General features: G+C 64.1%; 16 protein-coding genes and 1 pseudogene. 12 read left to right on the top strand and 5 right to left on the bottom strand.

The genetic code is table 11. The features are described 5' to 3' along the window. Positions 1 to 162: pseudogene (locus tag ABIF91_RS04815) on the bottom strand (polyhydroxyalkanoate depolymerase); the annotation flags it as partial. Between the two features lie 157 nt (positions 163 to 319). Here ABIF91_RS04815 and ABIF91_RS04810 point away from each other — a divergent pair. Continuing rightward, positions 320 to 976: a glutathione S-transferase family protein gene (locus ABIF91_RS04810; protein ID WP_028179881.1), complete on the top strand. Its 657-nt coding sequence runs from the start codon at positions 320 to 322 to the stop codon at positions 974 to 976. A 279-nt stretch (positions 977 to 1,255) separates the two neighbouring features. Here ABIF91_RS04810 and ABIF91_RS04805 read toward each other — a convergent pair whose 3' ends face one another. Next, positions 1,256 to 1,480, bottom strand: a complete 225-nt coding sequence (locus ABIF91_RS04805; RefSeq protein WP_028179882.1) for a hypothetical protein — start codon at positions 1,478 to 1,480, stop codon at positions 1,256 to 1,258. Between the two features lie 184 nt (positions 1,481 to 1,664). On the opposite strand from ABIF91_RS04805, the gene ABIF91_RS04800 reads away from it, so the two are divergent. Continuing rightward, entirely contained in the window at positions 1,665 to 2,021 is a 357-nt protein-coding gene (locus tag ABIF91_RS04800; RefSeq protein WP_028179883.1) for a hypothetical protein, read from the top strand. Positions 2,022 to 2,030: 9 nt separating this feature from the next. Here the strand turns inward: ABIF91_RS04800 and ABIF91_RS04795 are convergent, their stop codons facing one another. After that, entirely contained in the window at positions 2,031 to 3,134 is a 1,104-nt protein-coding gene (locus tag ABIF91_RS04795; RefSeq protein WP_028179884.1) for a mandelate racemase/muconate lactonizing enzyme family protein, read from the bottom strand. 172 nt (positions 3,135 to 3,306) lie between these two features. Here ABIF91_RS04795 and ABIF91_RS04790 point away from each other — a divergent pair, with 172 nt between their 5' ends. The 7 genes from ABIF91_RS04790 to ABIF91_RS04760 all read left to right on the top strand — a co-directional run bounded on the left by ABIF91_RS04790 (position 3,307) and on the right by ABIF91_RS04760 (position 8,701). Further along, positions 3,307 to 4,152, top strand: a complete 846-nt coding sequence (locus ABIF91_RS04790) for an AraC family transcriptional regulator (RefSeq protein ID WP_028179885.1) — start codon at positions 3,307 to 3,309, stop codon at positions 4,150 to 4,152. Positions 4,153 to 4,287: 135 nt separating this feature from the next. After that, positions 4,288 to 5,214, top strand: coding sequence for an SMP-30/gluconolactonase/LRE family protein (locus ABIF91_RS04785; protein WP_028179886.1), 927 nt, complete (start codon positions 4,288 to 4,290; stop codon positions 5,212 to 5,214). Between the two features lie 177 nt (positions 5,215 to 5,391). Continuing rightward, complete coding sequence (locus tag ABIF91_RS04780) at positions 5,392 to 5,985, top strand: GNAT family N-acetyltransferase (RefSeq protein ID WP_028179887.1); 594 nt, start codon at positions 5,392 to 5,394, stop codon at positions 5,983 to 5,985. Between the two features lie 16 nt (positions 5,986 to 6,001). Continuing rightward, on the top strand, positions 6,002 to 7,648 hold the full coding sequence (locus ABIF91_RS04775) for a GMC family oxidoreductase (RefSeq protein WP_028179888.1): 1,647 nt from the start codon (positions 6,002 to 6,004) through the stop codon (positions 7,646 to 7,648). A gap of 189 nt (positions 7,649 to 7,837) precedes the next feature. Next, positions 7,838 to 8,098, top strand: a complete 261-nt coding sequence (locus tag ABIF91_RS04770) for a BrnT family toxin (RefSeq protein ID WP_035672074.1) — start codon at positions 7,838 to 7,840, stop codon at positions 8,096 to 8,098. Next, positions 8,085 to 8,378, top strand: coding sequence for a BrnA antitoxin family protein (locus ABIF91_RS04765; protein ID WP_028179890.1), 294 nt, complete (start codon positions 8,085 to 8,087; stop codon positions 8,376 to 8,378). The genes ABIF91_RS04770 and ABIF91_RS04765 overlap by 14 nt, the downstream gene beginning before the upstream one ends. Continuing rightward, positions 8,378 to 8,701, top strand: coding sequence for a hypothetical protein (locus ABIF91_RS04760; protein ID WP_028179891.1), 324 nt, complete (start codon positions 8,378 to 8,380; stop codon positions 8,699 to 8,701). Before ABIF91_RS04765 ends, ABIF91_RS04760 begins: the two co-directional genes overlap by 1 nt. A 1,063-nt stretch (positions 8,702 to 9,764) precedes the next feature. On the opposite strand, the gene ABIF91_RS04755 is transcribed toward ABIF91_RS04760, so the two are convergent. Next, a complete protein-coding gene (locus ABIF91_RS04755) occupies positions 9,765 to 10,607 on the bottom strand; it encodes an AAA family ATPase (protein ID WP_024339458.1) in 843 nt (280 codons plus the stop codon). A gap of 94 nt (positions 10,608 to 10,701) precedes the next feature. Next, a complete protein-coding gene (locus ABIF91_RS04750) occupies positions 10,702 to 10,947 on the bottom strand; it encodes a GlsB/YeaQ/YmgE family stress response membrane protein (protein ID WP_028179892.1) in 246 nt (81 codons plus the stop codon). A 164-nt stretch (positions 10,948 to 11,111) separates the two neighbouring features. Here ABIF91_RS04750 and ABIF91_RS04745 point away from each other — a divergent pair, with 164 nt between their 5' ends. From ABIF91_RS04745 to sseA, 3 genes are all read left to right on the top strand, one after another. Continuing rightward, entirely contained in the window at positions 11,112 to 12,287 is a 1,176-nt protein-coding gene (locus ABIF91_RS04745; RefSeq protein ID WP_035672096.1) for a vWA domain-containing protein, read from the top strand. A 124-nt stretch (positions 12,288 to 12,411) separates the two neighbouring features. Continuing rightward, the gene (locus ABIF91_RS04740; protein WP_028179894.1) at positions 12,412 to 12,825 is read left to right on the top strand and encodes a rhodanese-like domain-containing protein; all 414 of its coding nucleotides are present in this window, start codon (positions 12,412 to 12,414) and stop codon (positions 12,823 to 12,825) included. A 134-nt stretch (positions 12,826 to 12,959) separates the two neighbouring features. After that, on the top strand, positions 12,960 to 13,811 hold the full coding sequence (gene sseA, locus ABIF91_RS04735) for a 3-mercaptopyruvate sulfurtransferase (protein WP_028179895.1): 852 nt from the start codon (positions 12,960 to 12,962) through the stop codon (positions 13,809 to 13,811). The last annotated feature ends 2 nt before the right edge of the window (positions 13,812 to 13,813 follow it).

Raw genomic sequence — 13,813 nt, 5'->3', positions numbered from 1 at the left:
GCGCGAGATCAGCTCCAGCGCGGCCGACAGCCGGCCCACGACCTGATCCGACATGCCCTGCGGCACCAGGTTGAGGAATTTGAGCGCTGACGAAGCCCCCGCGCGCCATGGCGCCGTCAAGTCCATGTGGTTTTGAAAGGCCTGATAAAACATCGACATCATGCTGAAACGCCCACCCCGTCCCGTGCTGCTATGCAATAAGGACGCCAGACGGCGGTCGCGCCGCCGCAGAATTGGCACGTCGCTTGCTGCTCAGACCCATGGAAAGTTCAGGCCACGGGCACGTCCGGGCTGAAGTCGGGACCAGGGAAGAGGCCATATGGCGAAGGCGACACTGACCATCAGCAGCAAGAACTACTCGTCCTGGTCGCTGCGTGGCTGGCTGCTGACGAAATTCTCCGGGCTCGATTTCGAGGAGATCGTCACCGCGCCGGACGATGCGTCGGCACGCGCCGAGATCTTGCTGCTGTCGTCCTCGATCCTGGTGCCGTGCCTGCGGCACGAGGGCGCCGTGGTCTGGGATACACTGGCGATCGCCGAATATCTCGCCGAACTGATGCCGGACGCCGGCCTGTTGCCGGCCGACCGCATCCAGCGCGCCCATTGCCGCTCGATTTCAGGCGAAATCCATTCCGGCTTCACCACGCTGCGCGCCTCGCTGCCGGTCAACCTGAAGGGACACTTTCCCGGCTTCAAGATATGGTCGCGGGCGCAGGCCGACATCGACCGCGTCTCGTTCATCTGGCGCGACTGCCTGGAGAAATCGGGCGGCCCCTTCCTGTTCGGCGCGCGGCGCACCATGGCGGATGCGATGTACGCCCCGGTGGTGACACGCTTTGTGACCTATGACGTCAAGCTCGAGCCGCGCCTGAAGGCCTATGCCGATACCATCATGGCCATGCCGGAGATGCAGGAATGGATCGCGGCGGCGCGGGAGGAGCCCGCCGAGATCGAGGAGCTCGAGGTCGAATATTAGGCAGGTGCTGGGCCGCCCTGCCTGTTTCGGGGGCGGAGCCCTTTCGCGGCGGCCTCACAGCGATGCCTTTGCCGCGATTAACCTTTGGCGTCGGTGGCAGGCCGAGCCCATCCCGCGTGCTGCGCAGATATTGTGCGCGCCCGCAGCGCCGTATCGACATCTAGCCGTGAACAGCTGCGTACACGGCCTTTCGGCTGATTCGGACGTGATTCGTTCGGGCCGCGTTCCGAAAGTTAAAGCGGAGCGCGGCGCCGTCGCATTTTGAAACAGAAACCGCTCTCAGGCGGCCCCGCGCTGCTTCACGCGCGGCAGGCGCCAGCCGATGACGGTTGCTTCGACCGCGATGCCAACCTCGTGGTTCTGCCAGCGTCCCTCGACGTAGCGGCAGGCGAACGGCAGTTGATATGTTCCGCTGTGATCTTCGCAGAGCACTTCGAGTGGCAGGCCCGGCGGTGGTTCTCCGGCTCCGTCGAACTCCGCCAAACGTCTGTCGCGCGTTGCCATTCCAAAAATCTCCCCTAAACAAAGCCGCGGAAAGAGCGCCCACTTCCTCCGCGTGCGGATCATCGTTCCCCATCCCAGGGAACTGACGCAAGCTCAACGCGAGAATGCGGTACGAGTGTGGTAGCGTCACGCTGCGGCGCGCAAACAGCGCAAATTGCCGTGATCGATTGGACGAGGAACCTGCATGCTGCTTCGAAACGCCGGCATTTGTTTCGCGATGTTGCTGCTCGCAGCGCTGGCGCCTCTGGCGGTGCACGCGCAGGACGTGCCCGGCATCGAGATCTGCACCGTCGAGAAGACCATGGAGCGGCGCACCAGCTGCCTGCAGAGCAATGTCGATTTCCTGCAGAAGACGATCGCCAAGCTCGCCCTCGATCACCAGCAGAAGCTGGATGCCGCCAATCGCCAGATCGACGCGCTGAAGTCGAGCCTCGCCGGCTTGCAGAAGACGCTCGGCGAGCTTCAGGCCGCGCAGGCGAAGACCGCCGAGGATATGAAGAAGAAGCAGGACGCCCCGCCGCCCAAGGACGCCGCGAAATAAGTGCGCCGTTCACGCGACGCGATAGCGCTCCATCACGGCACGGTCAGGCTCGTAGCCGAGCCCGGGGCCTGTCGGCACCGCGACATGGCCGGTGGCATCGACATCGGCGCGTCCGCCCCAGAGGCAGGCCTCGCGCTTGAGATAGAACATCTCGACCAGCCCCTCGTCGCGCGTCGCGAGCAGATGCAGCGTCGCCAGCAGGCCGGGGCCGAAATAAGGGGAGTGCGGGACGATCTTGACGCCGAGCCGATCGGCCAGCGTCGCGACCTTCAGGAATTCCGTGATGCCTCCGACCTTGATGACCGAGGGCTGGGCGTGGCTGACCGCGCCCGCCTCCATCATCTGGCGGAATTGATATTCGGTGCAGGCATTTTCGCCGGCGGCAATGCCGAGCCCGCCCTTGCTGCGGACGTCGGCAAGCGTGGCGAAGTCTTCCGGCGGCCAGACCGGCTCCTCCAGAAACATCGGCTGCGCCTCCCGGCATGTTTTCGCAAACGCGATCGCCTGCTCGCCCGTCAGGGGGCAGTTCATGTCGACCATCAGCGGAATGGCTGGCCCGATCGCCTCGCGCGCGGCGAACACTGCCGGCGCCGTGGTCTCGTGCAGCTTGATCGCGCCATAGCCGAGCGCGAGCGCCTTCCTGCATTCGGCGGCAATGTTGTCGGGCGAGCCGATCCGCAAGAGGCTCGCGTAAGCCGGAATGGCCGTGCGCCTGATCTCGCCCAGCAGGCGATGCACCGGCACGCCCTTGACCTTCGCAGCCAGGTCCCACAATGCGATATCCAGCCCGGAGATCGCGAACATGGTGATGCCGTAGCGGCCGAACAGATGCAGATTGCGCTGGATCTGTTCCATCGCTGCGGGAATGCCGGCAGCATCGGGCACCTTCAACCCGCGGGCCTGCGGCGCGATCATCTCCTCGACGGCGCTGCGCGTGGTGCGCGGGCAGACATAGGCGAAGGCATCGCCCCAGCCGGTCAGCCCGGAATCGGTCGTGACCTCGACGAGGACCATGTCGAGCGCGGAAATGGCGGAAGCACCCTGGCGGAAGCTTGCGACACCGGCGTCATAGGGGATGCGGATATGGTGCGCCCGCACATCGGTGATTTCCATGACCCGGTTCCTCTTTCTCATGAGCGGTTTCAACGAGTGTAGCCACGAACGCCGCGGCGTTGCCAGTGACGATTGCCGGGCTATCCTCATGCGAAGGACAGCAATGCCGATCAAGCAGAGCGGCAGGGACCGGCGCATCATCGCCGCGCTTCGAACGAGAGCCTGAACCGCCATGAATCCAGCCCAGCGCGCGCTCTGGTATATCGAGAGCCATCTGGCCGAGCCGATGACGCTCGACGAGATCGCGGCGATCTCGGGCGTGTCGCGGTTCCACATCGTGCGTGCGTTCGCCGCAGCCACCGGCTTTCCGGTGATGCGGTACGTGCGCGCGCGGCGGCTGACGGAGGCGGCGCGCAGTCTGGCAAAGGGCGCACCCGACATCCTGTCGCTGGCGCTGGAGGCGGACTACGGCTCGCACGAAGCCTTCACCCGCGCGTTCCGCGACCTTTTCGGCACCACGCCCGAAGCGGTGAGGGCGGCAACGTGCGTGAGTCACCTCAAGCTTCAGGAGCCGATCCTCATGAACTCCACCATGCTCGACCATCTTGCCCCACCGCGTTTCGAGACGGCAAAGGCCTTCCTGGTCGCCGGCCCCGCCGAGCGCATCTCCTGCGACAACGGCGCCATGATCCCCGGCCTGTGGCACCGCTTCAATCAGGAGGTCGCCGACATCCCCGCGCGGGTCGGCCAAGGAAAAATTCAAGTCGCCTACGGCGTCTGCTGCAACGGCGATGACGCCGGCAATTTCGACTACATCGCCGGGGTCGAGGTCGCCGATTTCTCCGACCTGCCGCGCCGCTTCGGCCGCATCCGCATTCCCGAGCAGCGCTATGCCGTGTTCACGCATACCGAGCACGTCGCTTCGATCCGGCGTACCGTGAACACGATCTGGAATCAGTGGCTGCCCATGTCCGGTCTGAAAGCCGCGGATGCGCCGAGCTTCGAGCGCTACGACGAGACATTCGACCCTGCGACTGGCGATGGCGGCTTTGAAATCTGGCTACCAGTGCGAGAGTAGCGCGCAACGCTGGCATACCGTCCCGCTTGCTTGGCAAGCCTTGGCGACTTTGTCATAACCGCGGGCAAATCTTGCGTATGGGGCCCGTGCCGGACATCCCGTGCAAGTCATAACAAGCAGCCGGGAGGGTCCCACATGTCCAACGTTCGCGTTCTCGCCACCGACCTCGAATTTCCCGAAGGGCCGGTCGTGATGCCGGATGGCTCGGTGGTGCTGGTGGAGATTCGCGGCCAGCGCCTGACCCGCGTTTACCCTGATGGCCGCAAGGAGATCGTCGCCAGGATTCCGGGCGGTCCGAACGGCGCAGCGCTCGGCCCCGACGGCAAGATGTACATCTGCAACAATGGCGGCTTCTCCTGGATCCCGACCCGCAACATGATCATGCCGGGTCCGCAGCCGGACGATTATCTCGGTGGCTCGATCCAGCGTGTCGATCTGCAAACCGGCAAGGTCGAGACCGTCGTGAGCAAATGCGGCGCGCACGATCTGCGCGGGCCGAACGACCTCGTCTTCGACAGGCAGGGCGGCCTCTGGTTCTCCGATCTCGGCAAGCGCCGCGCGCGCGAGATGGACGTCGGCGGCATGTATTACCTCAAGCCCGGCATGAGCGAGATCGTGGAGGTCGTGCACGGGATCCTGCCGGCCAACGGCATCGGGCTGTCGCCGGACGAGAACACCGTCTATATCGCGGAGACGCCGACGGGGCGGCTCTGGGCCTATGAGCTCTCCGCGCCGGGCACGCTCAAGCCGCGCGATGTGATCTATCGCGGCGAGCGGGGAAAACCGATCTGCGGCCTCGGCGGTTACCAGATGTTCGATTCGCTCGCGGTGGAGGCGAGCGGGAATGTCTGCGTCGCCACCTTGGTCTCCGGCTGCATCTCGGTGATCGCGCCCGACGGCACCCTGGTCGAGCAGGTGCCGACCGGCGACCGCGTCACCACCAACATCGCCTTCGGCGGCCCCGAGCTGAAGACCGCCTACATCACCCTGTCCGGCAAGGGCGAGCTGATCGCCATGGATTGGCCGCGCGGCGGTTTGCCGTTGAATTTCTTGAACAAGTGAGAATGTGTTGAGCCGGCATTCTGAACGTGCTGTACAAATTCTCCCGTCATTCCGGGATGCGTGCGCAAGCACGCAGGCCCGGAATCCATAACCCCGGCTCGTGGTTATGGATTCCGGGCTCGCCGCTTCGCGTCGCCCCGGAATAACGATCAGTCGATTTCTTGGAGATAACCTCAAATGCCCTGGCCCGATCCCATTACCCTGCGCGGACAGCACGCCCGTCTCGAGCCGCTGTCGCATGATCATCGCGAGGGGCTGGTCGAGGCCGTCAGGGACGGCGAACTATTCAAGCTCTGGTACACTGCGGTCCCGACGCCTGAGGGCATGGCGAAGGAGATCGACCGCCGCCTCGGCCTGCAGTCCGCGGGCTCGATGCTGCCTTTCACCGTGTTCGACGCCGGCGGCAGGATCGTCGGCATGACCACCTACATGAACATCGATGCCGCCAACCGCCGCGTCGAGATCGGCTCGACCTGGTACGCAAAGGGCGCGCAGCGCGGCCCGCTCAACACGCAGTGCAAATTGCTGCTGCTGCGCCACGCCTTCGAGACGCTGGACTGCATCGCGGTCGAGTTCCGCACGCATTTCTTCAACCACCAGAGCCGCCGCGCCATCGAGCGTCTCGGCGCCAAGCAGGACGGCATCCTGCGCAGCCACCAGGTCGCGCCGAACGGCACGCTGCGCGATACCGTGGTCTACAGCATCACCGCCGCCGAATGGCCGACGGTGCAGGCGCATCTCGAGTTTCAACTCAACGACAAGCCGCGCTAGGGGCGGTCGAGGCACCATGGACAGATTTGACTATGTGATCGTCGGCGCGGGCTCCGCCGGTTGCGTGCTCGCCAACCGGCTGAGCGAAGATCCCAACACCAGCGTCTGCGTGCTCGAGGCGGGCCCCAGGGATTGGCACCCCTACATCCATTTGCCGGCGGGCTTCATCAAGACCTTCCACATGAAGAGCATCAACTGGGCCTATCAGCAGGAGCCGGGGCCCTGGACCGGCGGGCGCAGCATCTACGCGCCGCGCGGCAAGACGCTCGGCGGTTCGTCCTCCATCAACGGCCACATCTACAACCGCGGCCAGCGCATGGATTTCGACACCTGGGCGCAGATGGGCAATCGCGGCTGGGGCTATGCCGACGTGCTGCCGTACTTCCGGCGGCTGGAGAAGCGGGTCGGTGAGGGTGAGGCGCTCTATCGCGGCCGCGACGGCAGCCTCACGGTCACCACCATGGACTGGCGTGACCCGCTCTGCGAGGCCTTCATGGAGGGCGCGGTCTCGCTCGGCATTTCCCGCAACCCCGATTACAACGGCAAGACGCAGGAAGGCGTTTCCTACTGCCAGCGCACCATCAACAACGGCCTGCGCGTTTCGGCCGCGACCGCGTTCCTCAAGCCGGCGATGAAGCGGCCGAACGTGCATGTGCACACCCATGCGCACGCGACCGAGATCATTTTTGAAGGCAAGCGCGCCGTCGGCGTGCGCTACATGAAGGGCGGCCGCGGCGGTCATCCTGTCGAGGTGCGCGCCAACAAGGAGGTGATCCTCTCCGGCGGCAGCTATAATTCGCCGCAGCTTTTACAGCTCTCGGGCATCGGCTCGCCGGATCTGTTGCAGCAGCACGGCATCGCGGTGCGTCACGCGCTCCCCGTCGGCGAGGGCCTGCAGGACCATTACGCCCCGCGCACGGTGGCGCGGGTCAAGGACATCAAGACCATCAACGAACTCCGCCGCGGGCTCTCGCTGTGGATCGAGGCGCTGAAATGGGCGACCCAGCGCAAGGGCCTGCTCTCGCTGTCGCCGACCATGGTCTATTGCTTCTGGCATTCCGGCGAGAGTGCCGAAAGCTCCGACCTCCAGCTCACCTTCACGCCGGCGTCCTACAAAGAGGGCGTGCAGGGTCAGCTCGAGGACGAGCCCGGCATGACCGTGGCGTCCTGGCAGCAGCGCCCCGAGAGCCGCGGCTATGTCCGCATCCGCTCATCCGATCCGTTCGCGCCGCCTGTTATCCAGACCAATTATCTCGACGCCGAGCTCGACCGCCGCGTCATCGTCGGCGGCATGAAGCTGGCGCGGCGCCTCCTGAAGAGCGCGCCGCTCTCGCCCTATTACGCCTACGAGGATTTCCCCGGCCCCAACGTCAACACCGACGACGAATTCCTGCACGCCGCCACCGAGCGCGGCACCACCACCTTCCACCCCGGTTGCACCTGCCGCATGGGCCCTGCGGATTCCACCTGGGCGGTGGTCGACGACCACCTCCGCGTCCACGGGTTGGAGGGCCTCCGCGTCATCGACGCCTCCGTGATGCCGCGCATGATCTCGGCGAATCTGAATGCATCAACGATGATGATCGCGGACCGCGCCTCGGACCTGATCCGCGGCAAGCAGCCGATGGAAGCCGCAAGGATTCCCGACGCCGCGGTGGCGTGAGGCTACGATTTTCGTAGGGTGAGGTTAGCCAGCGGCTGCGCAAAGCGCGGCCGTCGGCGTAACCGACCGCTTCTGCCAATGTGGAAACGAAAAGAGGTGGGTTACGCTGACGCGAACCTACCGTACGGCCTCTTATTTCGTAGCTACAATATATTGACGCTCGCCTAAATCGTAGCTACAGTAAAATCAATGAAGATCGTCTGGGACGAACCGAAGCGGCTCGCCAACCTCGACAAGCACGGGCTGGATTTTGCCGATCTGGACGAGACCTTCTTCGACACCGCGCTGGTCATTCCGTCACACAACAAGAGCAGGCGCTGGATCGCGATCGGCGCGAACATCCGTGGCATCATCGTTGTCGTATTCGCCCGGTTGGGACGCGAAGGCGTCAGCATCATCAGCATGCGACCGGCAAGTCGTAGCGAAAGGAAACTCTATGCCGAACGCTAGAAAGAAGTTGGGTTACACCAAGAGGGATCTGCGCGATGTCAGCGACAATCCAGAGCTGACGAAGGCGGATTTCGCCAAGGCTCGGCCGTTCTCCGAAGTCTTTCCCGATCTCAGCGCGACCATCCGGAAGGGCCGTGGACCCAACAAGGCGCCGACCAAGAAATTGGTCTCCCTGCGCCTCAGCCCCGAGGTAGTCGAGCATTTCAAGTCGACCGGACCGGGCTGGCAGTCGCGGATCGACGAGACCTTGCGCAAGGCGGTGAAGCGGAAGGTGTCGTGATGGAGGTTAAGAACGAGAAGAACAGACTGTCGGATGCTTTGAAGCAGAATGCGCAGAAATGGGCCGCAGTCGCACTGTCTGTTGCTGATGATCCTCAGGTTGTATTCGCGGGCAACACCGGTGGTGCGAGCGCCACAGCTGGCGAGTTGTTGCGGACATACCAGATCAGGCAACGACTCTGCGAGGAAAAAGGTATCGAGACCTATGGAATGGCCGAGTTAATCGACTCCTTGTCCGACTGCGGCGAGCGCGACCCGATCCAAGGTTCATCGGACCGAGCAGCAGCGTTGCCGCTTTCCGGGATGCAGCAGGAAACTTGTTAGGTTGCATCACGGTGCTTGGACGAGATCCGGAGAGTGGGCGACGAAATCTCGATTTTGCGAATGGGAGAATGTAGGCGGAGGGGCTGGTTCATTTCGCAGCCCGTCGGGCAAAACACCCCGCACCCCGTCAACCCCTCCTCGCAAAAATATTCCACTTTACCGAAATTCGGAATTGCGGCATACATCGCAGCAGCCCGGCCCGACGAAGAGGGGCGGTTCGCGAGTCGTTCGAAACGCGGGCCGGGTTGCGGTGGACGCGGCAGCGTCGTGCACGAGAGGCGCGGGCAGGGCGGGTAGTCCCTGTGAGCCCGAGGCTTCGTGCGGACGAGCGGCGCTGAAGTCCGGCGAAGCCTCTTGGCGAAACCGGATGAGCTGCGTACGGCAAAACCGTGTGGTCCTGGCCGTCGTTGCTACGGTCAAGTCTTTGCGGAGATGCGCGCGAGCCCAACCGGGCAGACGGCATCGTCAATTCGCGGGGCGAGGGAGGCCAGAGGGAAAGTTCGGCTCCCGGGAGAGCACGGCATAAGCCGTCCGACCATCGCGCAGGGAAGGCCGAGTGATTGGCACCACCTGTATGCTGCTGTGCGGTTTCTCTGCGCTACATTCGCGCAGCAGACCGCGGGTGCTGGGTCAGCACCCGGCCTTCCCTGCGCCCTCTTTCTTTTGGGGCGATGGAATGGAGCAAAGCTCGGGCGGAATGCGCCGCGAGGCTGCGAAGGTGTGTCTGCAATCAAGATGCGAGTCGGAGAACGACGCCGTTGCCCCTTGCTCCGTCATTGCGAGCGCAGCGAAGCAATCCAGACTGTCTCAATGGAAAGATTCTGGATTGCTTCCGCCTTCGCCAAGGCTTCGGCGGACAAGTCGCTGCGCTCGCAATGACGATGTGGAAGCAGGCGCGTGGCACACTCTCACTGTCATCGCCCGGCTTGACCGGGCGATCCAGTATTCCAGAGGCGGCTGTGATGGAGCCGAGAGGCTGCAGCGTACTGGATTCCCCGCCTTCGCGGGGAATGACACCAATGTTTGGAGCGACAGCGGAGCGCTATCGCAAGTGAGCCCGAGCCTACACTTCCCTTCTGCTCAAAAACGCCAGCCGCTCGAACAAATGCACGTCCTGCTCGTTCTTGAGCAGCGCGCCGTGCAGCGGCGGGATCAGCTTGCGCGGGTCGCGCTCGCGCAGCTGCTCGGCGCTCATGTCCTCGTTGAGCAGCAGCTTGAGCCAGTCCAGAAGCTCCGAGGTGGAGGGCTTCTTCTTCAGGCCGGGCACCTCGCGCACCTCGAAGAAGATGCGCAGCGCCTCTTCGACCAGGCGCTTCTTGATGCCGGGGAAGTGGACGTCGACGATGCGGCCCATCGTGTCGGCGTCGGGGAACTTGATGTAGTGGAAGAAGCAGCGGCGCAGGAAGGCGTCCGGCAGCTCCTTCTCGTTGTTGGAGGTGATCATCATGATCGGGCGCTGCTTGGCCTTGATCGTCTCGCCGGTCTCGTAGACGTGGAATTCCATGCGGTCGAGCTCGAGCAGGAGGTCGTTGGGGAATTCGATGTCGGCCTTGTCGATCTCGTCGATCAGCAGCACCGGGCGCTGCTCGGCGGTGAAAGCCTCCCACAGCTTGCCGCGCTTGATGTAGTTCTTGATGTCGGACACGCGGGCATCGCCGAGCTGGCTGTCGCGCAGGCGCGACACCGCGTCGTATTCGTAGAGGCCCTGCTGCGCCTTGGTGGTGGACTTGATGTGCCAGGTGAGCAGCGGCGCGTTCAGCGCCTTCGCCACTTCCTCCGCCAGCACCGTCTTGCCGGTGCCGGGCTCGCCCTTCACCAGGAGCGGGCGCTCGAGCACGATCGAGGCATTGACGGCGACCTTGAGATCGTCGGTCGCAACATAGTCCTTGGTGCCGGTAAATTTCATCGCGCGTCCTTGTTGGTCGTCGTCGTGAGGCAATGCCTTGGTCACGACAAGCGAACGGCCGCGCATGGCGGCCGTTCCTGGTTCGGTCAGGCTTTCAGACCCGTTTTATCAGCGAAAGGATGACCAGCACAATCACCGCGCCGATCGTGGCGTCCACGATGGCGCCGACCGTGCCGGTGGCGAGCTGGATGTGCAGCTGGGGCAGCACCCAGCCCGCAACCAGTGCGCCGATGATGCCGACGACGATGTTGCCGACCAGCCCAAATCCCGCCCCGTGGACAATCTTGCCCGCGAGCCAGCCTGCGATCGCGCCAATGATGAGCGCTGCGAGAATTCCCATTGCGAACGTCCCCAAAACAACCCCGTGAGAAGGGCAATTCTAGAGCAAAAAGGCGTCGGGTCCACGTTGAATTGGTTCGCCGACGCGCGTGCTTCACCTCTCCCGATGGGAGAGGTGAACCAGCGCCCCTTGACGTTCGCCACCCGACGGGCAATCTGCCAGTCATGTTCCTGCAATTCTTCACCTCTCTGCGCGACGCGCAGGTCCCCGTGACGCTGCGCGAATACCTCACGCTGATGGAGGCGCTCGACGCTGACCTCGCGGACTACACGGTCGAGAATTTCTACTATTTGTCGCGGGCCTCCCTGGTGAAGGACGAGCGCAATCTCGACAAGTTCGACCGCGTCTTCGGCACGGTGTTCAAGGGGCTGGAGAGCCTGCTCGACGCCATGGACAAGGCGGAGATCCCCGAGGAGTGGCTGAAGAAGCTCGCCGAGAAGTACCTGACGGAAGAAGAGAAGAAGCAGATCGAGGCCATGGGCTGGGACAAGCTCATGGAGACGCTGAAGAAGCGCCTCGAGGAGCAGAAGGGCCGGCACCAGGACGGCTCGAAATGGATCGGCACCGCCGGCACATCGCCGTTCGGCGCCCATGGCTACAATCCCGAAGGCGTCCGCATCGGCCAGGAGAAGAACCGGAACAACCGCGCCGTGAAGGTGTGGGACAAGCGCGAGTTCAAGGATCTCGACGGCAATGTCGAGCTCGGCATCCGCAACATCAAGGTGGCGCTGCGGCGCCTGCGCAAGTTCGCGCGCACCGGCGCGCCCGACGAGCTCGATCTCGACACCACGATCCGCGAGACCGCCAATCACGGCTATCTCGACGTGCACATGCGCCCCGAACGGCGCAATGCGGTGAAGCTGCTGGTGTTCTTCGACATCGGCGGCTCGATGGACGCGCATATCGAGCAGGTCGAGGAGCTGTTCTCGGCGGCGAAGAGCGAGTTCAAGCACATGGAGTATTTCTACTTCCACAACTGCCTCTATGAAGGCGTGTGGAAGCAGAACAAGCGCCGCTTCACCGACCGCACGCCGACCTGGGACGTGCTGCACAAATACCCGCACGACTACAAGGTCGTGTTCGTCGGCGACGCCTCGATGTCGCCTTACGAGATCATGGTGCCCGGCGGCTCGGTCGAGCACGTCAACGAGGAGCCCGGCTCGGTCTGGCTCGACCGCATCATCCGCACCTATCCGCACAGCGTGTGGCTGAACCCGGTGCAGCAGAAGCACTGGGACTATTCGGAATCGACCACCATCATCAAACGCATCTTCGCCAACCGCATGTACCCGATCACCATCGAGGGGCTGGAGAGCGCGATGAAGGAATTGACGCACTAGCTCCCGTCGTCATTCCGGGGCTCGCGAAGCGAGAGCCCGGAATCCATCGGGCGGCAGCGCGTGTAGAGAAATGGATTCCGGGTTCGCGCTACGCGCGCCCCGGAATGACAGGAGGGAGAGATATATGCCCCAGACCATCACCCGCGGCATCAAGGCGCTGATCGACGAGGCCAATGCCGAGATCGAGACTCTCACCGCCAAGGACGCCATCGAGATCTCCAAGAACGGCGATGTCGTCATCGTCGACATCCGCGACCCCCGCGAGATCGAGCGCGACGGCCGCATCCCCGGCGCTTTCGCCTGCACGCGGGGCATGCTCGAATTCTGGATCGATCCGCAGAGCCCGTACGCCAAGCCGATCTTCCAGGAGGACAAGAAATTCGTCTTCCACTGCGCCGGCGGCCTGCGCTCCGCGCTCGCGGCCAAGACCGCGCAGGACATGGGCCTCAAGCCCGTCGCCCACATCGCCGGCGGCTACGCCGCCTGGCGCGATGCCGGCGGTCCGACGGAGAAATGGGAGCCGAAGAAGAAGGGGTGAGCCTCGCTCTCTCCATCCGTCATTCCGGGGCGCGCGTAGCGCGAACCCGGAATCCATTCATCCACTGACTCAGCCGCACGATGGATTCCGGGTTCGCCCTGCGGGCGCCCCGGAATGACCACAAGGAAGCATCAATGGCCACCGACCCCCTCGTCTCCACCGAATGGCTCGCCGCCCACAGGGGCGACGCCAACGTCAAGATCCTCGACGCCAGCTTCAAGCTGCCGGGCGTCTTGCCGCTGCCGAAGGACGACTATCTCGCCGCGCATCTGCCGGGTGCGGTGTTCTTCGACGTCGATGCGGTGTCGGATCATTCCAACCCGCTGCCGCACATGTTTCCGAGCGCCGAGCAGTTCGGCCGCGACGTCGGCCATCTCGGCATTTCCAATGCCGATACCGTCGTGCTCTACGATGCCGGCGGCTGGGTCGCCGCGCCACGTGCCTGGTGGATGTTCCTGTCCTACGGCCACGGCAATGTGCGCATCCTCAATGGCGGCCTGAAGAAGTGGCGTGCCGAGGGCCGCCCCGTCGAGAGCGGCGAGGTCAAGCCGAAGCCTGCGACGTTCAAGGCCAGCTATGATTCAAACCGCGTGCGCAGCATGCAGCAGCTGATCGCCAATGTCGAAAGCCGTGCCGAGCAGGTGATCGATGCGCGCGCCGCCGACCGTTTCGAGGGCCGCGCGCCCGAGCCGCGGCCGGGTATCCGCTCCGGACACATCCCCGGCGCGCGCAACGTGCCCTACAATCTCCTGTTCGATGCCGCGACCGGCGAGATGAAGCCGCTCGAGGACCTCCGCGCTGCCTTCACGGGCGCCGGCGTCAGGCTCGACGTACCGATCGTGACCAGCTGCGGCTCGGGCGTATCGGCCGGCGTGCTGACGCTCGCGCTCTATCGGCTCGGCATCACTGACACCGCGCTCTATGACGGCTCGTGGTCGGAATGGGGCCAGGCCGGCGGCCCGCCGATCGCGACGGGGCCGGCGTGAGA

It is taken from the genome of Bradyrhizobium sp. USDA 241, from assembly GCF_049739505.1.
Lineage (GTDB): Bacteria > Pseudomonadota > Alphaproteobacteria > Rhizobiales > Xanthobacteraceae > Bradyrhizobium > Bradyrhizobium liaoningense.
This window is presented reverse-complemented; position numbering and strand designations above follow the sequence as displayed.